Source organism: Azospirillum thiophilum, assembly GCF_001305595.1.
Taxonomy (GTDB): domain Bacteria; phylum Pseudomonadota; class Alphaproteobacteria; order Azospirillales; family Azospirillaceae; genus Azospirillum; species Azospirillum thiophilum.
In genome coordinates, this window is record NZ_CP012404.1 from 107,587 (window position 1) to 128,492 (window position 20,906).

A 20,906-nucleotide genomic window follows, 5' to 3' on the forward strand; every position below is an offset into this window, starting at 1 on the left:
CCCACCGCCCACACACTATAACGCGACCACAACCGGTTTTGGGAACAAAACTTTAGGCAGGTAAGGATTCCCCCTAAGGAGAACGTTCGGGATCTCCGGCCATGTCCTTGAGAAGAGACAGGTCGTTGATGACGATAAACCCTTTGGCATATGTCACTGCGCCTGTCTTGCGCAGGGCGCCCAGGCACTTGTTCACCATCTCGCGGGTGACGCCCAGCATGTTGGCGAGCGCTTCCTGCGACAGCGGCAGGGTCAGGCGCAGACCCGTCGGAGTCGCCTGCCCATAGCTCTCGGACAGCAGCAGCAGGCGGCGGGCAAGCCGGCGGGGTACATCGTGGAAAACAGCGTCCTCGATGTTCTCCGACACCCAGCGCAGCCGCTCGCACAGGACAACCATCATGCGGGTACACAGGCGCGGATGGCGTTCCAAGAAGGGGATGAAGTCGGCGCGGTCGATACGGTAGAGGTCGACCGGACGCAGGGCGACCGCGGCGGCCATCCGCTCCCGTCCGTCGATAAGCCCGATCTCGCCCAGGACGTCGCCGACCTCCAGGATGTTGAGCAGCATGGTCTTGCCGTCTGCCGAGGAGGTCCGTATGGCGATCTGCCCCTTCAGCACCGCAAAGAGGCAGTCGCCTGGATCACCCTTGTCGAAGATGATCTGCTCGGCGTCGAAGCGGGCGATGCGCCCCAGCCCCAGCAACTCCGCCATCTGTCCGGAATCGAGCTCTCCGAGCAGTCGGTTGCGCCGCAACACTGCCGCGATATCGATCGGCGCGTTCATTCGTCCGTCCAGACACCGTTTTGCCCCACAATGGCGGCATTCGCCACTGCAGCGCGATCAGTGTAGCCGATACGCTCTCACATCGCGAGCGATCCGGCGGGCGCGGTGGTGTCCCGGAGGGCCCGGTCCCACAGGACGGTGTGCTCGAAGTGGAAGCGGGCTTCCGGCATGGCGTCGTTGGCCGGCGCGCGGCCCAGCCGGCGCGCGATCTGGCGTAGCATCGCCTTGGCGTCATCCCGCTTCTGGTCGAAACGGCCTTGCGGTAGCCATGTCCGGAAGGCGGTCAATTCGGCAGCAGGCAGGCCGATGTCGCTCCCCAGCCGCAGCATTCGGCCATAGCCGCGTTCACGGTAGGGCAGTTCCTTGGCGATGGATTCGAGGCGCAATGCCGTTTCAGCGGTCACCACGCGCTCGGACACCGCGTCCGACAGGGTGCGGCGGATGTTGACCATCGCTTCCGACAGGGCGGTGTAACCCAATTCGGCGGGGCCATGGATCACCGCCACCTCGTCATCATCCTCCAGCCGCCCGTCGCGGTAGGCTTCGAAGACGGCGCCGACGCCGATCATGCCGAACGGATACAATTCGGCTGCGCGCAACGCCCCCATGCTGGAGGCGCCGAACACCGGGATGCCGGCATGGATGGCGTAGAGGATTTCCTTGTGCCAGACCGACGGCACGCTTTCGAAGAAGCCGTCGACGATCCCGATGGCAGCCGGCTTTTCCGCGCACAGCCGCAGCACGTCGCCTTGGGCGACCGGCGGCAGGTAGGTGGCGTCGAGAAGCGCCGCCGCGTCCTCGTGCGGCAGGGTGGGGCCGAGAAAAACATAGACGCCGCTCATGCCGCCTTCTCCATCGAATGGGAGCCGAGCGCACGCAGGCCGCGGTCACCCAGCAGGTAATCGGGGGATTCGTCGGCACCCTCCAGTCCCGGGACGACGACGCGCACGACGGGGATGCCGAATTCGGGCTTGGTCAGGTCGATGGCCACGGCCTCCTCGATGCCAGCGGCGCGCAACCGGTCCAACTGGTGGGCCAGGTCGGCCTCGATGGTGGGGGCGGTGCGGGTCGGGCAGTCTGAGAAGGAGCGCCGGCCGGTGCCGCCGGTGATGGCGGCCTTCCAGCGGGCATGATGGACAGGGTCGAGGTGACGTTCGTATTCGGCGCGCGGCATGTCGTCGCGGGCGCCTGCGATGAAGGTCAGGCGGCTCTGCGCCGCCTCGGTCAGGGCACGGGACAGGGCGATCTCGCGTGCGGCGTGGCATCCCATGCCGGTGGCTGGGCGGATGGAGTGCTGTGGCAACTCCTCACGCTCGACGATGCGGCAGAGGAAGGCCGGTAGGCCGATGTCGCTGGTGGTCTCCCACACGCCGACGGCGACGCCGGCCGTCTCGAACCGGTCGATCAACGAACGGCAGACCGGGTCGTCGATGCTGTCCAGGTCGATGCGCGTCGCCGTCTGGGTTGCGGGGCCGGCCAGACGCCACAGGGTGGTTGCGTCGCGCTCCACCAACTCGGTGATGGCATGGCTGATTGCCTCCATCTTGTGGTTGCCTGAGGCCAGCCCGTTGGACCCTGCCAGGAAAGCACCGTTGCCGGGAGCCATCGGCACTGTGAAATTCAGGTGGACCATCTCGAACGGTACCCATTTCGGGCCACCGTTCAGCAGATCCTGCCCCTCGATCCACAGGATGGGGCTATGCGGATTGAAGCTGCTCGTCGACAGCCGGGGCAGGCGGTCGACGTCCACCACCGGATGGGTCCAGCGCAGCTCCTCGAAGCTGGCGAACTTCAGTGGCAGGGTGATGCGTTCGGCATGGTAGCTCTCGATCGATTCCATGACCCCCGATGCCTTGGCGGCGGCGAGCGTCACCCCCTTGCCCTGCGACACCGAAACGGAGCGCGAATTTGGTCGCGTCACCATCACCACCGGTATGCCGATGGCATCCAGCCCGGTGACGTTGGCGACCCGGGTGATCCCCATGATCGGCAGGAACGGGGTGACCCGCGCCAGGGTCCGTTCGGGCGCCATGACCCGGTGGGTGCCGACCGTGTGGGCCTTCACCGCATCCGAGACCGAGGCTTTGACATCGAGCAGATCGAAGGGCATCGCGGCTTGTCCGGGGCGGAGGAATATCGAAGGGGGCATCCCGTTCCCGGGTCCGTGGCCGGTCAGCGCCTTGCCGGTGCTGGTGGCCACGGTCCGAAGAACAGAAACCGGGAACCTGATCAGGCGCCCGGGGCGATCATGGTGCGAGCGGCTTCATGGTCGGCGGTTTCGAAGCCGGCGCGGTCGCCCGAACGGATATGGGTACGGGCCGTGGCGATGGCGGTGTCGGCGATTTCCGAGACGCCGTGCGCGGTTACGGAATAGAGACGGCCATCGGCGCCACGGATCATCGAAGCCTGGGAGATCGAAACGTTCATTGAACTTTTCCTTGGGAAGTTTGATGACGGGAAAACTCTTCGCATTCGAAGGGGTGGGCGGCTGTGAAGAACTTCACAGTGCGGGGGACGGGGTCGGTGTAGATAGCCCCTCTACTTTCTCATTCCGTTCGGTACCGGAGAGCGGCCCGATGCAGCTTCAAAAGAAATCCTTCGAAGACATGGCGTACGGCCCCGATCTGCGTAGCCTCATGGTGTGGCCGTCGGTGGCTTCGCGCACGATCCCGTTGACCGACCGGCGTGCGAAGCTCCGTCTGGAAATGGCGATCTGGAGCGGACTGGACGAGATTTCTAAGAAAGAGGAACGGCCGGTCCGTGATCTTTGCCAGGAGGTCGATTCCTCGCGGCCGTCGACGATCCCGTTGACCAGTGCGATTCGCAGCTATGTGCTGGATTATTTCAGGCAGACGGGCGCCCGCTAAGCAGATTTCACCAAGCCTATGGCCCGCTGGAGAAATTTTCCTTACGTCCGCCCGGCCATTGAACGATGAATGATCGGTGCCGGGTGCTGGCCGGGTGAGCAGGCGCGTAGCTCGGCGCATCTCGCTGCGACCCGGGCCAGGGATAGGCGGCGTGCATTCTGCTCAGCACGCAGCAGAGCCTGATCGGCGTCTTCCGTACCGTCGCGCATAATGGACGCCGCCTCGGCGTCCAGGGCCTGCGCCTTCGCCAGGTAACCGATCCGACCCGACGCACAGGCTAGCTGCCGAACGAGTTGCGTCCGCTGTCGTGCATTCGCGACGTCGCCGACCAGAAGGTAGGTCTCGGCGAGCCAGAGATGCACTTGGTTGATGTAGGCGTTGACCCGCTCCTGTTCGGCGATGGCCAGCCCCCGCTTGAAGAGCCGCAGTCCATCTTGGACCTTGCCTGTGCAAGCCCGGGCATACGCGGTTGCCCCCAACAGGAAAGGCTTGTGGAGCTTTGAATCGATCGAATCGCACAGCTCGAGTGCCGTTTCGAGGTAGGGGATCGATTTCTCCGGTTCCGCAAGCAGGAGGTAGGTCCAGCCCATATGCTCATACGCGTAGAGCCGTGAGAAGTTGTGCTGGCTGGCATCCGCAGCTTCGACGGCATCCCGTGCCGTGCTGACGGCTTCACTTTCGTGGCCGATCTCCGCGCAGTTCCGTGCCAGGTTGGCGCAAATCCCGACCTCGCCGACCACCGCCAGTCCGAAACGTTCGCGCAGGCTGTTGGTGGGCAACATGTGCCGTGCCGACCGCAGCACGCTGCATCCTTCCGGATAGTGCCCTTTCTCCGCCAAAATTCCGCCAAGCCGCCCGAGCAGCTGAATCTGCGTCTTGCGGTCGAAGCTGCCGTCGTTGGCCTGCAATCCCTCGCGACTGAACTGGATGGCCCGGTCGATGTTGCCGTTCGACCACTCCACTGCGGCCAGCATCGAAGAGGCGCGCGCATAACGTCGCGGATCGCCAACGGCAAGAGACAGATCCCGGACATGTTCCAGCAGATGGCATGTGTCGGTGAAGCCGCGCGGCATCCTTGCCCGCGCGAGCGCGATGGACGTGTCGATCCTTTGCAGCGGCTTGCGGGGCAGGTCCGGACACCGATCCAGCGCGTCCAGGGCATTTCGGTAATGCCGGCCCGCGTCCTCAAGCCGGGAGCGAAGTTCCGACCTTACGCCGGCCCGGCGGCCGAACAGATGGGCAGCCGGCCAGTTCTCAGCCATGAAAGCATGGTGGGCCAGCAGATCCAGACGATTGGGCAGGTCGTGGTCGCGGCGGTGGCGCAATGCCTCCAACACGCGGGCGTGCAGAGCACGGCGATCCGCCTTGGTCAGGGTGGCATAGGCGACCTCCTGGACCAGCGCATGCTTGAAGGAATATTCCAGGTTGGGCAGCAGGCGGGTGCGCAGCACGAAGCCTGCGCGCTCGAGATAGGCGAGGCAGTCGGTCAGCTTCGGCATCGGCAGGCCGGTCAATGCCTGGAGCAGCCCGACATCGAAGGTGATGCCGATCACCGCCGCGTTCATCAGCAGCCGACGGCGTTCCAGCGTCATCAGGTCCATGCGTTCGGCCAGCAGCGCATGCAGCGTGCGCGGCAGCTTGTTCACCACCAGCGGATCGACCAGCCGGTAGGCACCGGGCGCGCCTTCGATGGCGTTGGATGCCTCCAGTGTGCGCAGCACCTCTTCCAGATAGAGCGGAACGCCCTGGCAGCGGGCGGCGACCTGGGTTTTCAACTCGACCAGCGACCAGTCGGATCCCAGCCAGTGGGACAGGAAAGCCTGGACCTGCTCCGTCGACAGCATGCCCAGATCGATGCGGCGTCCGCCCGGCCGGCCGTTCCAGCCCTGGTCCTGGGACTCGGGCCCCAGCGGAGGCGGCCGCCGGGTGGCGAGCAGCAGCAGACGGGAGTCGCTGCCCGGCAGCGATCCGACAAGCCGGTCGAGCAGGCGCACCATCACCGGCCGCGCCCAGTGCCCATCCTCCACCAATACCAGCAGAGGCCGCCCCAGCGCACCGGAACCGCCCCCGGCGGCGGCCTTGGGCGAAGCGAGTTCCAGGACCGCGCCCACCAGCCCCTCGATTCCCAGCGACAGGCGCTGTGCCGGATCCAGCCCGATCCACAGCGGATCGGCGGCCGGTCGGCCGAACAGTGCGCGCACGGCATCGCCGGCCAGCGTTCCTGTCCGGCGGTTGGCGGCATCGCAAACCCAGCCTATACCCTCCTCGCTGGCACAGCCGGCAACCTGTTCGGCGAGGCTCAGCGCCACCGCTTCCAGGTCGTCGGGATCGGCCAGCCGGCGGATCGGCATCTGCGGCCATTGCAGCAGAGTCCAGCGCCGGCTGCGCGGATCGCGCAGGAATTCACCGACCAGCCGCGACTTGCCGATCCCGGCCTCGCCCTGCAGCAGGAGTTGGGCCGGTCTCCCAGCCTCCACCGAATCCGCGATCGCGAACAGGGCTGCCACCTCTTTTTCCCGCCCAACATAAGGAGCGTCGGTGGCCGACAGCAGGTCGGTTGCGGTGCGGCGCACGGCGCGGGCGCCATCGAGCAGGAAGGCCGGCATCGGCTCTACCTCTTCGGACAGGCGGAGGCTTCCCATCGGACGCACAGCCACCCCCACCGGGATGAGGTCCAGCGTGTCGCGGCTGAGCTGGGCGCTGTCGGCGGCGGCACGCTGCTGAAGCTTGGCGGCCATGTGCACGCATTCGCCCACTGCGCGGTAGTCGGTCCACAGGCCGTTTGTCACCACATGGGCCACCGCATCGCCGGAACTGATGCCGATGCGGATCTGGAAGATGGGCCGGCCCTGCTCGTCGCGGGTGGAGCTCAGTATGTCCTGGGCGGCCAGGCAGGCGCGGAGCGCATGGTCTTCCTTGGCGCCGGGCGCACCGAAGGTCGCCAGGAAGCCGTCGCCCAGCATCTGGGTCACCGTGCCCTCGAAGCGTGGCACCGCCTCCGTTATCCGGGTCAGGATCGACAGCAGCAGGTCGTCGGCATCCTCCGGGTCGCGGCCGGCCACCATTGCGGAGGAACGGACGATATCCACGAACATCGCCGTGACCACCTTGCGTTCGCGCGGCTTCTCACCCGGCAGACGTGAGGCGTCCTGCCAGGGGCGACTGCCGTCCGTCGCTGCGCTCCACAGTGTGTCCGCCATGTCCGCCCCCCTCGCGGAATTCGCGTTGACATATTAGAGCATGCATTTTGAATTTTGCGAACATCCGAGCGATGCATCCACCCAAGATTTTCGTGCAGGTGGAATGTGACATACCTTAGTATGTTGCCTTTGGCAAAAAAAGCGCCGCAACTTGCGCGGCGCTTCTATAATTACTTGTGATATGTGCCGGATATGCCTGCCCCGTCGTGGAAGCGGGGCGGGCTCACCGGCGAACAGCGATGTTTTCGACCTGCGTCACATCGCGCACGGCACCGCGATCCGCGCTGGTCGTCAGAGCGGCATAGGCGCGCAGGGCCGGTGACACCATGCGCTCGCGGCCGACCGGCTTCCAGGCATCGACGCCCGTGGCATTCATCGCGTCGCGGCGGCGTTGCATCTCCTCGTTGCCGACGGCGAGCCGGATGATGCGGTTGGGAATGTCGATCTCGATGCGGTCGCCGTTCTCGACCAGGCCGATGGCGCCGCCCTGCGCCGCTTCCGGCGAGACATGGCCGATCGACAGGCCCGAGGTGCCGCCGGAGAACCGCCCGTCGGTGACCAGGGCGCAGGCCTTGCCCAGCCCCTTCGACTTCAGGTAGCTGGTCGGGTACAGCATCTCCTGCATGCCGGGGCCGCCGCGCGGACCCTCATAGCGGATCACCACGACCTCGCCGGCCTTCACCACGTCGCCCAGGATGCCGGCGACGGCATCGTCCTGGCTTTCGAACACGCGGGCCGGCCCGGCGAAGACGAGGTTGGAGGCGTCGACGCCTGCCGTCTTCACGATGCAGCCGTTCTCCGCGATGTTGCCGTACAGCACGGCCAGACCGCCGTCCTGGCTGAAGGCCTTCTCCGACTTGCGGATGACGCCCTTCTCGCGGTCGAGGTCCAGGTCCGGCCAGCGGCGCTCCTGGCTGAAGGGCACGACGGTGGGGATGCCGCCGGGGGCGGCCTTGTAGAGGGTATGGACGGCCGGGTCCTGGGTGCGCATCACGTCCCAGCGGTCGATCGCGTCGCCCAGGGTCTGCGCGTGGACGGTCGGAGCCGTGCGGTTCAGCAGACCGGCGCGGTCCAACTCGCCCAGGATGCCGAAGATGCCGCCGGCGCGGTGCACGTCCTCGATATGGACGTCGCCGACGGCCGGGGCGACCTTGCAGACGTTGGGAACGTTGCGCGACAGCCGGTCGATGTCGGCCATGGTGAAGTCGACCTCGCCTTCCTGCGCCGCGGCCAGGATGTGCAGCACGGTGTTGGTCGAGCCGCCCATGGCGATGTCCAGCGTCATCGCATTCTCGAAGGCCGCCTTGGTGGCGATGCCGCGCGGCAGGGCGGTGGCGTCCTCCTCCTGGTACCAGCGGCGGCAGAGGTCGACGGCGAGGCGGCCGGCGGCCAGGAACAGCTCCTTGCGGTCGGCATGGGTGGCGAGGATGGTGCCGTTGCCGGGCAGCGACAGGCCGAGCGCCTCGGTCAGGCAGTTCATCGAGTTGGCGGTGAACATGCCGGAGCAGGAACCGCAGGTCGGGCAGGACCCGCGCTCCATCTCAGCCGCCTCCTCGTCGGAGACGGTCGGGTCGGCGGCGGCAACCATGGCGTCGATCAAGTCGACCGCCTTGGTCTTGCCGCGCCACTTGACCTTGCCGGCCTCCATCGGGCCGCCCGAGACGAAGATCGCCGGGATGTTCAACCGCATCGCCGCCATCAGCATGCCGGGCGTGATCTTATCGCAGTTGGAGATGCAGACCAGCGCATCGGCGCAGTGGGCGTTCGCCATGTATTCGACCGCATCGGCGATCAGCTCGCGCGAGGGCAGGCTGTAGAGCATGCCGCCATGGCCCATGGCGATGCCGTCGTCAACCGCGATGGTGTTGAACTCCTTCGCGACGCCGCCGGCCTTCTCGATCTCTCGCGCGACCAATTGGCCCAGATCCTTCAGGTGGACGTGGCCGGGCACGAACTGGGTGAAGGAATTGGCGATGGCGATGATCGGCTTGCCGAAATCGCCGTCCTTCATGCCGGTCGCCCGCCACAGGCCGCGCGCGCCCGCCATGTTGCGGCCGTGGGTTGAGGTGCGGGAGCGGTAGTGCGGCATGGATCGGTCCTCAGCTGGTCGATTCGGGCGAGTTGGCGAAAGGAATGGAACGAAACGGGTGGGCACCTTAGCAATCTCCTGTCGCGGATGCCAGAGGCGCGACAGCGGCGTGGCCCTGCCATGCACGCCGCGAGGATTGCCGATGATAAGCTAGCTTATTAGATCTTCCGAAGTGATAAGCAAGCTTGTGAATGCCCGATGTCCTCCGCCGCGAATCCCCAGTCCACCAATCTCCATTCCATGACTCTGGGCGCCGTCCTGAACGACACGGCGCGGCTGATGCGCGTCCGCTTCGACCAGCGCGCGCGCCATCTCGGGCTTACCCGCGCCCAATGGTCGGTGATCGCCACGCTGGCCCGGAACGAGGGGATCAGGCAGACGGCCCTGGCCGACCTGCTGGAGATCGAGCCGATCACCTTGTGCCGGCAGATCGACCGCATGGAGGAGGGCGGCTGGATCGAGCGGCATCCCGACCCCAGCGACCGGCGGGCACGGCTGCCGCGCCTGACGCCGAAAGCGCATGCGGTGCTGGAGCGGGGGAGGGCGGTGGCCACCGGCATCTATGCGGAGGCGCTGTCCGGTCTGCCGCCCGATGCCGAGGCGCAGCTGGTGGAGATGCTGGCGCACATGCGCGCCAACCTGTCCGACCGCCGGGCCGATTCGGCCGAAAAAGCCGCCGCGAAATCCTGACCCACGCTGTTTTCTCTTCGGGACCAGACCGCAATGACCGCCGTATCCGATCCTGTGACCGACCGTGACGCCGCAAACCGCCCCGCGGCCGGCACCCCCGCCCGCCGGCCGCGCTGGCGCCGCTGGCTGCTGATGGCCGCCCTGCCGCTGCTGGTGGCGATCGGCGGCGGCTATGAGTATGTGGTGGGCGGGCGCTATGTCTCGACCGACAACGCCTATGTCCAGCAGGACAAGGTGACGATCAGCCCCGACATCTCCGGCCGCATCGTCGAGGTGGCGGTTGGCGAGAACCAGCCGGTCCATCGCGGCGACCTGCTGTTCCGCATCGACGACGAGCCATATCGGCTGGCCTTGCGGCAGGCCGACGCCGCTCTGGCTTCGGCCCGCCTGAAGGTGGAACAACTGCGCGCCGACCTGGGCGAGGAGCTGGCCAAGCAGGCCGCCGCCGAGGAGAAGGTCTCCTTCGAGCAGCGCGAGTTCCAGCGCCAGCAGGATCTGCTGAAGACCGGCGTTGCCGCGCGTGCCACCTACGATTCCGTGCGCCACGACCTGCAGGCGGCGCAGCAGGATCTGAACACGGCAAAGCAGGCGGTGGTCAGCGCCCGTGCCGCCCTGGGCGGCGATCCCGACATTCCCACCGACCGCCACCCGACGGTGCTGGAGGCGCTGGCGAAGAAGGCGACCGCCCAGCGCGACCTGGACCACACGGTGGTGACGGCGCCGGCCGATGGCGTGGTCAGCCAGACCGACCGGCTCCTGGCCGGGCAATACGCAACGGTCGGCCTGTCGATGGTCAGCCTGGTGATGAGCGGGTCGAGTTGGGTCGAGGCCAACTTCAAGGAAACCGACCTGACCCACATGGCGGTCGGCCAGAGCGCGACCGTGGTGCTGGATGCCTATTCCAGCCACACCCTGTCCGCCCATGTCGAAAGCATCGGTGCCGGCACCGGGTCGGAATTCTCGGTCCTGCCCGCCCAGAACGCCACCGGCAACTGGGTGAAGGTGGTGCAGCGCGTGCCTGTCCGCCTGCGCATCGACGGGAGCCGGGACGCGGATCCCGCCGCCGCGGTGCCGCTGCGCACCGGCCTGAGCGCCGAGGTGGAGGTCGACACGCATTACAGCCGGCCGCTGCCGGGTGCGATCGGCAACGCGGTCGCGGCGATCCGGTAATCGCTTGTCGGAGAGTTCCCATGGCTGCCGCCCAATCCTCCGCACAGACCTCCGGCGCTCCGCATGAGGTCAAGCATCGCGGCATGATCACCGTCTCGATCATGCTGGCGACCATCATGCAGGTGCTCGACACCACCATCGCCAACGTCGCCCTGCCCAGCATGCAGGGCAGCCTGGGGGCGGCGCAGGACAGCATCACCTGGGTGCTGACCTCCTATATCGTGGCGGCGGCTATCGCGACCCCGGCCACCGGTTGGATGGCCGACCGGTTCGGGCGCAAGCGGCTGTTCCTGATCGCGGTGGCCGGCTTCACCGCGGCGTCGGTGCTGTGCGGGCTGGCCGGCAGCCTGACGCAGATGGTGGCCTTCCGGCTGGTGCAGGGCGTCTTCGGCGCCGCGCTGGTCCCGCTGTCGCAGTCGGTGCTGCTGGACATCAACCCGAAGGAGCGGCACGGGCAGGCCATGGCGCTGTGGGGCGCCGGCATCATGGTCGGCCCGATCGCCGGGCCGACGCTCGGCGGCTGGCTGACAGACGGCTTCAGCTGGCGCTGGGTCTTCTACATCAACCTGCCGGTCGGGCTGCTGGCCTTCGCCGGCATGGCGATCTTCCTGCACGAGACCAGGGGCCGTCAGCGGAGCTTCGACTTCTTCGGCTTCGCCATGCTCGGGCTGGCGGTCGGCGCCTTCCAGATGCTGCTGGACCGCGGCGAGCAGCTGGACTGGTTCGGAGCGACCGAGATTTGGATCGAGACGGCGCTTGCCGCCTGCGCCTTCTGGATCTTCGCCGTCCACATCGCCACCGCCCATGGCAGCACCCGGACGGAACCCTTCATCGACCCGGCGCTGCTGCGCGACCGCAACTTCGTCACCGGGCTGGTGCTGATCTTCGTGATCGGGGTGATCCTGCTGGCGACCATGGCGCTGCTGCCGCCGATGCTGCAGAACCTGCTGGGCTACCCGACGGTCACCACCGGGCTGGTGCTGGCGCCGCGCGGCGTCGGCACGATGATCTCGATGCTGGTGGTCGGCCGGCTGGTGCGCAAGGTGGACGCGCGGCTGCTGATCCTGGCCGGCGTGCTGACGACGAGCTGGTCGCTGTGGTCGATGACCGGCTTCACCATCGTGATGGACCGCAGCCCGATCATCGTCAGCGGCGTGGTGCAGGGCCTCGGCCTCGGGCTCGTCTTCGTGCCGCTCAGCACCATCGCCTTCGCCACGCTGGAGCCGCGGCTGCGCACCGACGCCGCCAGCCTGTTCAGCCTGGTGCGCAACCTGGGCAGCAGCGTCGGCATCTCGGTGGTGATGACGCTGCTGTCGCAGAACACCCAGATCAATCACGCCAGCCTGGCCGGGCACCTGACGCCCTTCTCCCAGACGCTGACGGAACAGGTGACCGCCTCGCCCGCGGCGCTGGCGATGCTGAACGCCCAGGTCACGCAGCAGGCGGCGATGATCGCCTACATCGACGACTTCAAGCTGATGATGTATGTCGCGCTGCTGGTGATCCCGATGCTGCTGCTGCTCCGGCGGCCGAAGGCGGGGGCTCCGGCGCCGGACGAGGCGGCGGTGATGGAATAGTCAGCCGGGCGACGCGGTCTTGCCGCCGTTCTTCTTCGCGGCGCGGGCGGATTTGGCAGGGGGGGCGGCCTTTTCCGGCCTTGCCGGCTCTGACTTCGGCGCTTCGGATTTGGCACCCTCCGCCGGGGTTCCGGCGACTTCCGACAGGGATTCGGCGGCGGCGCGGGTGCTCTTGCCCGTCGCCTTGGGAGCGGCCGCCTTCCTGCGTGAGCCGGCCACCTTTTCGGTCGGCGCCACGGCGCCGGCACCGCGGATTTCCGCTTCGGCCTGGGCCCAATGGTCGGCATCGCGGCCTTGCGGGTGGCCTTCGCTTTCCCACAGCTCATGGGCGCGGCGTCGGATACGCTCCTGGATGTCGTCGGTATCGGCCATCAAGTCCCCCATTCCACTGCCCATTCCACTGCCGAGCGGGCCTGCCATACCGTATTTTGTGGCAGCGTCCCGCCAACGTTGCAAAGCCACTCCTGCGAGGCACCACGGAAGAGGCGGAGACTCGCGGCTCCGCCATCGCATGGCGGCAACAGCAGGGAACGGCAGGTGGTTCCCAACCGGCGCATTCCATGCCACAAGGCGCCGGCCGACCCGAACCGTGAGCGCAGCATCCATGACGCCCGCCGCCCCAGCCACCCGTCCGTCCGTCCTCGACCGCGTCGCGGCGGCACCCTGGTGGCTGCTGTGCGCCGGGCTGGCCGCGGCGATGGCGCTGTCGGTGCTGCTGGTCGGGTTCCGGCTGCCCTATTGGGTCCATGCCGACCAGGATCTGGTGCTGGCCTATCACGGGCTGCTGTTCGGCGACGGGCTGCCGCAGGAGTATTTCGACCATCCCGGCTACGGCTATTTCCTGGTGATCGACCTCTGGTACCGGCTGCTGCATGCGGTCGGGCTGCTGCCGGTCGCCACCCTGTCGGCGCTGCCGCCGGGGACCGACGTCGCGGCGACGCAGGCGGTATGGCAGTCGCTGGTCCAGGCCGGGCGGGCGCTGTCGATCCTGCTGACCGCCGGCCTTGCCGTCGCCTACACCACGCTGCTGCGCGGGCTGGTGACGGACCGGCGGGTGGCGCTGCTGGCCGGCATCCTGCTGGCCTTCGGCGTCGGGCTGACGGCGCAGGGGCGGCAGATGCGCACCGACCTGCTGTCGGCCGGCTTCGTCGTGCTGGGTCTGCTGCTGGTGCTGCGGGCGGTGCGGCCGGCCGAGGGCCGGCAGTGCGGCGGCGCGTCGCTGCTGCAACTGGCGCTGGCCGGGCTGCTGGTCGGGCTGGCCATGGTGACCAAGGTGCAGGCGGTGTTCCTGGCGATGGGGCTGCCGGTGGCGGCGATCCTGTTCGGGCGCCGGCCGGCGGCGGGGGCCTCCTGGGGGGTGGCTGCGCTGGTCGGGTTGGCGGCGGCCGTGGCGGCGGTGCCGGCCTATGGGCTGATCGCGGCCGGGCTGGCCGGCTGGGGCCGGGCGGTCTACCCCTACACCCCCGTCGGCGGCGGGCTGTCGGGCGGCGGCTACCAGGCCATCGTCGCCGGCTGGGTGCTGGTCGGCATGCTGGTCCATGCGGCGGTCCACCGGGTGCCGGCGGCAAGGGCCGTGGCCGGGGCGGCGGCGGTGGCGTTGGGGCTGGCGGTCGGGCTGCTGGCGCTCGACATCCGCTGGAACGAGCAGAACGCCATCGCCGTGGCGAACTTCGTCGAGCATATGTTCGTCTTCTCCACCTGGCGCCACGGGGCGGCGCTGCAGGGGCAGGGACAGGTGGTGGGGGAGGGGACGCTGGCGCTGCTGCTGGCCGGCATCGGCCGCACGCTGGCGATCCGCACCATCGTCCTGCATCCCGACAACATCCCGCAGACCATCGTCGTGGAGTGGTTCGCCATCGCCGGGGCGCTCGTGCTGTGGCGGCGGGGGCGGCGGCTGGCGGCGGTGCAGGCGCTGTTCCTGCTGCTGGTCGCCTGGGGGCTGGAGGCGCTGTTCTCGCTGCGCGGCTTCCAGCGCGCCTATGCCGCCTACACCGACCCGCTGGCCATCCTGTCGGCCGCCTGGGTGCTGGCGCGGATGCCGGAGCTGCTCGACCGGGCCAGGCCGCGGCGCTGGATCCTGGGCGGCGTGGCGCTGGTGGTGGTCGCGGCCCATGCCTGGCCGCTGATCGAGACCCGCAGGCTGCCCAACCCGGTCACCCATTGCGAGTGGATCCCGATCTACATGCCCAAGATGGCGCCGTTTCCCTTCTGCCGTTAGCCCCCCTCCCCGCGCGCCCGGTCCAGAGCCTCCAGGACGCCGGTGCTGTCGATGTCGGCGAAGTCGGGGCGGTGGTGGATCAGCGCGCGCGGGCCGGTGCTGTGGATCGGGTTGGAGGCGTCGGAGAAGACCACCACGGTCGGGCAGCCGACCGACGCGATCAGGTGGGTCGGGCCGGTGTCGTTGCCGACCGCCCCCCAGGCCCGCCGCGCCAGCCCGCCCAGTTCCGGCACGCCGGTGCGGTCGGTCAGGTCGACCGCCTGCGGGCAGGTCTCGGCGATGGCGCGGGCGAGGTCGCGCTCGCTGCCGGTGCCGACCACCACCGGGACGATGCCGCGCCCGGCCAGCGCCGCCGCCACCTCGGCATAGCGGCGGACCGGCCAGCGCTTGTCCGGCCGTCCGGCCGAGGATCCCGGAACCAGCAGGGCGAAGCGCTCCGGCAGGCCGAAGCCGGAGATGTCGGCATCCAGCCAGGACAGGTCCGGCGCCGCGTCCGGCACGATGCCGAAGGGGGCGAGCTGGCGGACGTAGCGCTCGCGCACCGGCACCTTGCGCCGCCCCTCGTAACGGTCGGGGTGGGAGGCGCCGCTGGCGGTGCCCGACCATTCCGGCCAGGGGCCGGGGAACAGCAGCCGGTGGTAGAGGTCGGTGCGCGTCTGCGCCTGGAGGTCGTAGACCCGGTCGAACCGGTGGGCGCGCAACGTCTTGCGGATCGCCAGATAGGCCGACAGCGAGCGGTCCCGCGGATCCTCCAGCACCTCGTCGAACAGGCCGCTCATGCGGGCGAGCGGGGCCAGCGACGGCAGGGTCAGCAGGGTCAGCCGGTCGCCGGCATGGTGGCGACGGATCGCGGCGAAGGTGGTCTGGGCCAGGAAGAAGTCGCCGAAGGCGCCCAGCTTGATGACCAGGATGCGGAGCGGGCGCTTGCTCATCGTGTCTGTTCCCCGATACGGGCCGCCAGCCGCAGCATCAGCGCGGCGGCGAGGAATCCCGCCATCCACCAGGGCTGCCAGATGCCGTAGGCGGTGCTGCCCATCGCCAGCGCGGTGGCGTAGAGCGCCAGCGCGAAGGGCTGGGCCCGGCGGTCGAGCCGCGCGGTGGCGGCCAGCAGCATCAGCAGGACGGCCAGCGCCAGCGCCGCGCCGGCCGCCCCGGTTTCCAGCCAGACCTGGAGGAAGGCGTTGTGCGGGTGCAGCGGCAGCAGGCTGTCGCCGATGGGCGAGAAGTCCGACACCGCCCCTTCCGGCGGCAGCGAGCGCGAGGCGTCGATGCCCTGGCCGAGGACCGGCGTGCGCAGGGCGCGCTCCGCCGCATGGCCCCAGATTTCGACCCGGTGCTGGGCCGAGCGGAACAGCAGCGCCGAATGGTCGAGGTCGAGTGGCCCGGCGAACAGCAGGGCTGCCGGCAGCACCAGCAGGAAGGCGGCGGTCAGGCCGGCGGCGAACAGCCGGCGGGTCCAACGGGCCGAGGCGCGCGCCGCCGCCAGCGTGACCAGCCCGGCGCCGATGCCCAGCATGGCCGAGCGGCTGGTCAGCGGCAGGCAGGCCAGCGCATAGCCCACCGGCACCAGCAGGGCCGCCGCCCGGCGCCCGAAGCGGTCGACCGCCAGCGCCGCCGGCCAGACCAGCAGGCAGAGCAGCGCCGCAGTTCGCTTTGGCACGTTGCCGTTCAGCAGGTTGGGCAGCTGGTCGTCGGGGACGGCGTTCCACCAGCGGTTCAGCGGGAAGTCGAGCGCCGCCTCGACCGCGAACAGCAGCCCGCCGGCCAGCCCGCCGGCCAGGAACAGCCGGGCCAGCCGCCGCACGTCCGCCGCCGGCATTCCCGCCACCCAGGCGCCGCCGGCCAGCGCGCCGAGCGCGATGTAGGCGATCTCCCCCACCGTCGCCGCGGCGCGGTCGGACGGGCTCCACAGGCAGGATGCCAGGGCCAGCGCCAGAAAGGCGGCGACCGCAGCGACCGGCGGCGTCACCCGCAGGATGCGGCCGAAGGCGCCGCGCCGCGCCAGTCCGGCCAGCGCCAGGGCCAAGACGGCGACCGCCCACACCGGCATCCCGCGAGGGGCGAGCGCCGCCAGCGGCCCGAGGACCAGGGCGGCGGCGGCGGCGAGGTGCCGGAGCACGGCATCGGGCCGGCCGGTGGTGGGGCGGTCGGCGGCGGGACTGGAGGAAGTGGGGCGCGACGCGGTGACGTCCATGAACTCGGCGGGAAATTGCGGAAACCGGCGGGGACTTAACCGCACTCCCGCCGCGAAAGCAACGGCGCGCGGTCCGGAGCCGCGGCCATCGCATGCCGCGCGGTCTTCCGGGGTGGATGGAACAGGTGGAACAGGATGAAACAGGAAGTCGGACCTGTTCCATGTTCCATCCTCCGGCCGGACGGCGGGCACGTCCCGGACCTGGGACCGTGCCGCTTGCGGTCCGCAGCCGTGGGCATCGCATGCCGCCCAGTGTTCCGGGGTGGATGGAACAGGTGGAACAGGATGAAACAGGAAGTCGGACCTGTTCCATGTTCCATCCTCCGGCCGGACGGCGGGCACGTCCCGGATCTGGGACCGTGCCGCTTGCGGTCCGCAGCCGTGGGCATCGCATGCCGCCCGGTGTTCCGGGGTGGATGGAACAGGTGGAACAGGATGAAACAGGAAGTCGGACCTGTTCCATGTTCCATCCTCCGGCCGGACGGCGGGCACGTCCCGGACCTGGGACCGTGCCGCTTGCGGTCCGCAGCCGTGGGCATCGCGTGCCGCCCGGTGTTCCGGGGCGGATGGAACAGGATGAAACAGGAATTCAGACCTGTTCCATGTTCCATCCGCCAGCCCGACCGCGGGCACGCCCCGGACGTGGAACCGTGCTTTGATCAAATGGGTCCGGAGGTTTTCAGACGTCGGGGGTGGCACGGAGTCTCCCTGGCGGCAATACCAGGCATCGCCTGGGACGAGCCAATAATTCCTATCATGGTCGCCGGGGAGGGGAAAGGGCGGGTGGAAAATCCCTCCTTGCAGACGCGCCGTCCGGATTGTGCAGCCGTAAGGCCGGACGTTACGCTGGTCCCCTGCCGGCGGCCGGCAAGAGGACGGCCCGCAAGATGGAGAGGGGCGGAGATGGACCTGATGGGGCAACAGGCGGGGCAACAGGCGGCGGGCCGGGAGACGGAGGGCTATCGCGTTCGCATGATGAGCCGGGCCGAGCTGGATCTGGCGGTGGACTGGGCGCGGGAGGAGGGCTGGAACCCCGGCCTGCAGGATGCGGGCGCGTTCCACGCCGCCGATCCCGCCGGTTTCCTGACCGGGCTGCTGGACGGCCGGCCGGTGGCGTCGCTGTCGGTCGTCCGCTATCCGGGGAAGTTCGGCTTCCTCGGCTTCTACATCGTGCGGCCGGAGGTGCGCGGGCGCGGCTATGGCTGGCACTTGTGGCAGGCGGGGCTGCGCCATCTGAAGGGCTGCACCGTCGGCCTCGACGGGGTGGTCGCCCAGCAGGAGAATTACCGGAAATCCGGCTTCGCCCCGGCCCACCGCAACATCCGGTTCGGCGGTCGGCTGCCGGATGGCGGCGGGGAGGCGGCGTCCGTCGCCGTGGTGGATGCGCGGACGATTCCGTTCGACAGGCTGATGGCGCTGGATGCCGGCCTGTTCCCGGCGCCGCGCCCCGGGTTCCTCGCCAACTGGATCGCCCTGCCGGGCGCCACCGCGCTGGCCGCCGTCGAGGACGGCAGACTGCGCGGCTTCGGCGTCGTCCGCCCGTGCCATCAGGGGTGGAAAATCGGGCCGCTCTACGCCGACGGCGGCGCCGTCGCGCGTGATCTGCTGCTGGCGCTGGGGCGGGCGGCTGGTGAGGGGCCGCTGTTCCTCGACGTGCCGGAACCGAACGGCGCGGCGGTGCGTCTGGCCGGGGAACTGGGGCTGTCGCCGCAGTTCGAGACGGCGCGGATGTATCGGGGGCCGGCGCCTGCGGTCGATCTGGCGCGGCTGTTCGGGATCACCAGCTTCGAGCTGGGGTGAGGCAGCTGCTTGCGTGGCTGGAGCCTGTTGGGACGGGACAGCGACAAGGCGCTGGATCCGGCGGGGCGCTTGGGGGAAAACAGCGTCTTCGGCATCTTTGCGGCGCCGCGGCCAGCGATCGGAACCCATCGGTCGGGCCGGGGCGCCATTCATGGAGAAAGCATGTTCACTGCCGCCAGCTTCCGCGTCGGCGACCGCGTCACCATCCGCACCGGCCAGTCCATTCCGCAATCCATCGCCACGGTGGAGCGCTACACCGAAGGCGGCCGCTGCATGGTGCTGTCAGACGGCAGCGAGTGGCGCGCCGACGGGCGGCGCCAGTGGGGCTTCCGCGGCGGCTATTACAAGGGGCCGGTGGTGGAGCCCTTCGAGCCGGGCGACGACGAGTTCGTCACCCGCCGCCGCACCATCGGCGCGCTGCGCAAGTTCGCCGACGGGCTGACCATGGACTCGCCGCTCGGCACCGAGGCGCTGCAGCGGATCCTGGAAGCGGTGGACAAGGAGAAGGCGGCGGCGAAGGGGGGCTGATCGCCCCGCTCCGCGGATGACAGCAAAAAAAGCCGGCGGTCCTGGGAGGGACCGCCGGCTTTTCTGTTACGTCCTCCTTACTCCGCCGCTTCCATCGCCGCCGGGCGCGATTCCTCGACCGGGACGGTGCGGATCAGGTGGTCGAAGGCCGACAGCGCCGCCTTGGCGCCCTCGCCCATGGCGATGACGATCTGCTTGTAAGGCACCGTCGTCGCGTCGCCGGCAGCGAAGACGCCGGGGATGGAGGTCTGGCCGCGGGCGTCCACCTCGATCTCGCCGCGCGGGGTCAGGGCGATGGAGCCCTTCAGCCATTCGGTGTTGGGCACCAGACCGATCTGCACGAAGATGCCTTCCAGATCGATCCGCTTCTGCTCGCCGCTGGTCCGGTCCTTGTAGGACAGGCCGACGGCCTTGCTGCCGTCGCCATGCACCTCGGTGGTCTGGCCCGAGACGATGACGTCGACGTTCGGCAGGCTGTGCAGCTTGCGCTGGAGCACCGCGTCGGCGCGCAGCTGGCTGTCGAACTCGATCAGGGTGACATGCGCCACCAGTCCGGCGAGGTCGATCGCCGCCTCGACGCCGGAATTGCCGCCGCCGATCACCGCCACGCGCTTGCCCTTGAACAGCGGACCGTCGCAGTGCGGGCAGTAGGCCACGCCCTTGTTGCGGTACTCGGCCTCGCCCGGGACGTTCATCGAGCGCCAGCGGGCGCCGGTCGACAGCACCACCGTGCGCGACTTCAGCGAGGCGCCGCTGGCCAGCTTCACCTCGATCAGCCCGCCTTCCTGCGTCGGCGGCACCAGGGCGGTGGCGGTCTGCAGGTTCATGATGTCGACGTCATAGTCCTTGACGTGCTGCTCCAGCGCCGCCGCCAGCTTCGGCCCCTCGGTGTGGGAGACCGAGATGAAGTTCTCGATCGCCATGGTGTCGAGCACCTGGCCGCCGAACCGCTCGGCCGCGACGCCGGTGCTGATGCCCTTGCGGGCGGCATAGACCGCGGCGGCTGCGCCGGCCGGGCCGCCGCCGATCACCAGCACCTCGAACGGCGCCTTGGCCTTGATCTTTTCGGCGGCGCGGGCCACCGCGCCGGTGTCGAGCTTGGCGACGATCTGCGCCACGTCCATCCGGCCCTGGGCGAAGGGCTCGCCGTTCAGGTAGACGGTCGGCACGGCCATCACCTGCCGCTGCTCGACCTCCTGCTGGAACAGCGCGCCGTCGATGGCGACATGCTTGATCCGCGGGTTCAGCGCGCTCATCAGGTTCAGCGCCTGCACCACGTCCGGGCAGTTCTGGCAGGTCAGCGAGAAGTAGGTCTCGAAGCGGAAATCGCCGTCGAGGTTGCGGATCTGTTCCAGCAGCTCGGCCGATTCCTTCGACGGATGGCCGCCGACCTGGAGCAGCGCCAGCACCAGCGAGTTGAATTCATGGCCCATCGGCAGGCCGGCGAAGGTGACGCCGATGTCGCTGCCGACCCGGTTGATCGCGAAGGAGGGCCGGCGCTCGTCCTTGCCGTCGCGGACCAGCGTGATCTTGTCCGACAGCGAGGCGATGTCCTCCAGCAGGCCCAGCATCTCCTGCGCCTTCGGCCCGCCGTCGAGCGACGCGACCAGTTCGATCGGCTGGGTGATGCGCTCCAGATAGGCCTTCAACTGCGTCTTCAGATTGGCGTCCAGCATGGCTTTCGTTCCCAACGTCTTCGTGTCCGGGGCGGATCGCCTGCGTCTGCGGCGGTCCGGGCGGAGAATGGGGGCCCCTTTCGGGGGAGGAGGGGGGCAGAGGGGAGGCGGTC

The 20,906-nt window shown here is 68.9% G+C and carries 17 protein-coding genes; 7 read left to right on the forward strand and 10 right to left on the reverse strand.

Annotation, left to right across the window (positions count from 1 at the left end; all coding sequences use genetic code 11):
• Positions 1-73: 73 nt before the first annotated feature.
• The 4 genes from AL072_RS23395 to AL072_RS23410 form a co-directional block, all read right to left on the reverse strand.
• A complete protein-coding gene (locus tag AL072_RS23395) occupies positions 74-784 on the reverse strand; it encodes a Crp/Fnr family transcriptional regulator (RefSeq protein WP_060721740.1) in 711 nt (236 codons plus the stop codon).
• A 77-nt stretch (positions 785-861) separates the two neighbouring features.
• Positions 862-1,626 carry a TfuA-like protein gene (locus AL072_RS23400; RefSeq protein WP_045583697.1) on the reverse strand — a complete coding sequence of 255 codons (765 nt, stop codon included), beginning with the start codon at positions 1,624-1,626 and terminating at the stop codon, positions 862-864.
• Positions 1,623-2,894: a YcaO-like family protein gene (locus AL072_RS23405; protein ID WP_045583696.1), complete on the reverse strand. Its 1,272-nt coding sequence runs from the start codon at positions 2,892-2,894 to the stop codon at positions 1,623-1,625. Before AL072_RS23405 ends, AL072_RS23400 begins: the two co-directional genes overlap by 4 nt.
• Before the next feature lie 119 nt (positions 2,895-3,013).
• A complete protein-coding gene (locus tag AL072_RS23410; protein WP_045583695.1) occupies positions 3,014-3,211 on the reverse strand; it encodes a hypothetical protein in 198 nt (65 codons plus the stop codon).
• 149 nt (positions 3,212-3,360) lie between these two features.
• On the opposite strand from AL072_RS23410, the gene AL072_RS34470 reads away from it, so the two are divergent.
• On the forward strand, positions 3,361-3,651 hold the full coding sequence (locus tag AL072_RS34470; RefSeq protein WP_052710176.1) for a ribbon-helix-helix domain-containing protein: 291 nt from the start codon (positions 3,361-3,363) through the stop codon (positions 3,649-3,651).
• Positions 3,652-3,692: 41 nt separating this feature from the next.
• On the opposite strand, the gene AL072_RS23420 is transcribed toward AL072_RS34470, so the two are convergent.
• Both AL072_RS23420 and ilvD read right to left on the reverse strand, forming a co-directional pair.
• The gene (locus tag AL072_RS23420; RefSeq protein ID WP_082109109.1) at positions 3,693-6,851 is read right to left on the reverse strand and encodes an ATP-binding protein; all 3,159 of its coding nucleotides are present in this window, start codon (positions 6,849-6,851) and stop codon (positions 3,693-3,695) included.
• A 223-nt stretch (positions 6,852-7,074) separates the two neighbouring features.
• Entirely contained in the window at positions 7,075-8,940 is a 1,866-nt protein-coding gene (ilvD, locus tag AL072_RS23425) for a dihydroxy-acid dehydratase (RefSeq protein WP_045583694.1), read from the reverse strand.
• A 198-nt stretch (positions 8,941-9,138) separates the two neighbouring features.
• Here ilvD and AL072_RS23430 point away from each other — a divergent pair, with 198 nt between their 5' ends.
• Genes AL072_RS23430 through AL072_RS23440 form a run of 3 tightly spaced genes read left to right on the forward strand, consistent with a single transcriptional unit; the run spans position 9,139 to position 12,377 of the window.
• Positions 9,139-9,630 carry a MarR family winged helix-turn-helix transcriptional regulator gene (locus AL072_RS23430; protein ID WP_052710175.1) on the forward strand — a complete coding sequence of 164 codons (492 nt, stop codon included), beginning with the start codon at positions 9,139-9,141 and terminating at the stop codon, positions 9,628-9,630.
• A 33-nt stretch (positions 9,631-9,663) separates the two neighbouring features.
• Positions 9,664-10,800, forward strand: a complete 1,137-nt coding sequence (locus AL072_RS23435) for an HlyD family secretion protein (RefSeq protein ID WP_045583693.1) — start codon at positions 9,664-9,666, stop codon at positions 10,798-10,800.
• A gap of 20 nt (positions 10,801-10,820) precedes the next feature.
• A complete protein-coding gene (locus AL072_RS23440) occupies positions 10,821-12,377 on the forward strand; it encodes a DHA2 family efflux MFS transporter permease subunit (RefSeq protein WP_045583692.1) in 1,557 nt (518 codons plus the stop codon).
• Here the strand turns inward: AL072_RS23440 and AL072_RS23445 are convergent, their stop codons facing one another.
• Positions 12,378-12,749: a DUF2934 domain-containing protein gene (locus AL072_RS23445; RefSeq protein WP_045583986.1), complete on the reverse strand. Its 372-nt coding sequence runs from the start codon at positions 12,747-12,749 to the stop codon at positions 12,378-12,380.
• Positions 12,750-12,981: 232 nt separating this feature from the next.
• On the opposite strand from AL072_RS23445, the gene AL072_RS23450 reads away from it, so the two are divergent.
• Positions 12,982-14,595 (forward strand): phospholipid carrier-dependent glycosyltransferase, encoded by a 1,614-nt coding sequence (locus AL072_RS23450; RefSeq protein WP_045583691.1) that lies wholly within the window; start codon positions 12,982-12,984, stop codon positions 14,593-14,595.
• Here AL072_RS23450 and AL072_RS23455 read toward each other — a convergent pair.
• Positions 14,592-15,527, reverse strand: a complete 936-nt coding sequence (locus AL072_RS23455) for a glycosyltransferase family 9 protein (protein ID WP_045583690.1) — start codon at positions 15,525-15,527, stop codon at positions 14,592-14,594. The two genes, AL072_RS23450 and AL072_RS23455, sit on opposite strands and share 4 nt — an antisense overlap.
• Positions 15,524-16,789, reverse strand: coding sequence for an O-antigen ligase family protein (locus AL072_RS23460; RefSeq protein WP_245636993.1), 1,266 nt, complete (start codon positions 16,787-16,789; stop codon positions 15,524-15,526). The genes AL072_RS23455 and AL072_RS23460 overlap by 4 nt, the downstream gene beginning before the upstream one ends.
• Before the next feature lie 903 nt (positions 16,790-17,692).
• Here AL072_RS23460 and AL072_RS23465 point away from each other — a divergent pair.
• Positions 17,693-18,589, forward strand: a complete 897-nt coding sequence (locus AL072_RS23465; RefSeq protein ID WP_200909923.1) for a GNAT family N-acetyltransferase — start codon at positions 17,693-17,695, stop codon at positions 18,587-18,589.
• A 162-nt stretch (positions 18,590-18,751) separates the two neighbouring features.
• Positions 18,752-19,117 (forward strand): hypothetical protein, encoded by a 366-nt coding sequence (locus AL072_RS23470; RefSeq protein ID WP_045583983.1) that lies wholly within the window; start codon positions 18,752-18,754, stop codon positions 19,115-19,117.
• Positions 19,118-19,194: 77 nt separating this feature from the next.
• On the opposite strand, the gene ahpF is transcribed toward AL072_RS23470, so the two are convergent.
• Positions 19,195-20,793 carry an alkyl hydroperoxide reductase subunit F gene (ahpF, locus tag AL072_RS23475; protein ID WP_045583689.1) on the reverse strand — a complete coding sequence of 533 codons (1,599 nt, stop codon included), beginning with the start codon at positions 20,791-20,793 and terminating at the stop codon, positions 19,195-19,197.
• Positions 20,794-20,906 lie beyond the last annotated feature (113 nt).

Bases quoted from the DNA above. Each gene is read 5' to 3' on its own strand.
- AL072_RS23395 (WP_060721740.1), bottom strand. From the start codon at position 784: ATGAACGCGCCGATCGATATCGCGGCAGTGTTGCGGCGCAACCGACTG.
- AL072_RS23400 (WP_045583697.1), bottom strand. From the start codon at position 1,626: ATGAGCGGCGTCTATGTTTTTCTCGGCCCCACCCTGCCGCACGAGGAC.
- AL072_RS23405 (WP_045583696.1), bottom strand. From the start codon at position 2,894: ATGCCCTTCGATCTGCTCGATGTCAAAGCCTCGGTCTCGGATGCGGTG.
- AL072_RS23410 (WP_045583695.1), bottom strand. From the start codon at position 3,211: ATGAACGTTTCGATCTCCCAGGCTTCGATGATCCGTGGCGCCGATGGC.
- AL072_RS34470 (WP_052710176.1), top strand. From the start codon at position 3,361: ATGCAGCTTCAAAAGAAATCCTTCGAAGACATGGCGTACGGCCCCGAT.
- AL072_RS23420 (WP_082109109.1), bottom strand. From the start codon at position 6,851: ATGGCGGACACACTGTGGAGCGCAGCGACGGACGGCAGTCGCCCCTGG.
- ilvD (WP_045583694.1), bottom strand. From the start codon at position 8,940: ATGCCGCACTACCGCTCCCGCACCTCAACCCACGGCCGCAACATGGCG.
- AL072_RS23430 (WP_052710175.1), top strand. From the start codon at position 9,139: ATGTCCTCCGCCGCGAATCCCCAGTCCACCAATCTCCATTCCATGACT.
- AL072_RS23435 (WP_045583693.1), top strand. From the start codon at position 9,664: ATGACCGCCGTATCCGATCCTGTGACCGACCGTGACGCCGCAAACCGC.
- AL072_RS23440 (WP_045583692.1), top strand. From the start codon at position 10,821: ATGGCTGCCGCCCAATCCTCCGCACAGACCTCCGGCGCTCCGCATGAG.
- AL072_RS23445 (WP_045583986.1), bottom strand. From the start codon at position 12,749: ATGGCCGATACCGACGACATCCAGGAGCGTATCCGACGCCGCGCCCAT.
- AL072_RS23450 (WP_045583691.1), top strand. From the start codon at position 12,982: ATGACGCCCGCCGCCCCAGCCACCCGTCCGTCCGTCCTCGACCGCGTC.
- AL072_RS23455 (WP_045583690.1), bottom strand. From the start codon at position 15,527: ATGAGCAAGCGCCCGCTCCGCATCCTGGTCATCAAGCTGGGCGCCTTC.
- AL072_RS23460 (WP_245636993.1), bottom strand. From the start codon at position 16,789: ATGGACGTCACCGCGTCGCGCCCCACTTCCTCCAGTCCCGCCGCCGAC.
- AL072_RS23465 (WP_200909923.1), top strand. From the start codon at position 17,693: ATGGACCTGATGGGGCAACAGGCGGGGCAACAGGCGGCGGGCCGGGAG.
- AL072_RS23470 (WP_045583983.1), top strand. From the start codon at position 18,752: ATGTTCACTGCCGCCAGCTTCCGCGTCGGCGACCGCGTCACCATCCGC.
- ahpF (WP_045583689.1), bottom strand. From the start codon at position 20,793: ATGCTGGACGCCAATCTGAAGACGCAGTTGAAGGCCTATCTGGAGCGC.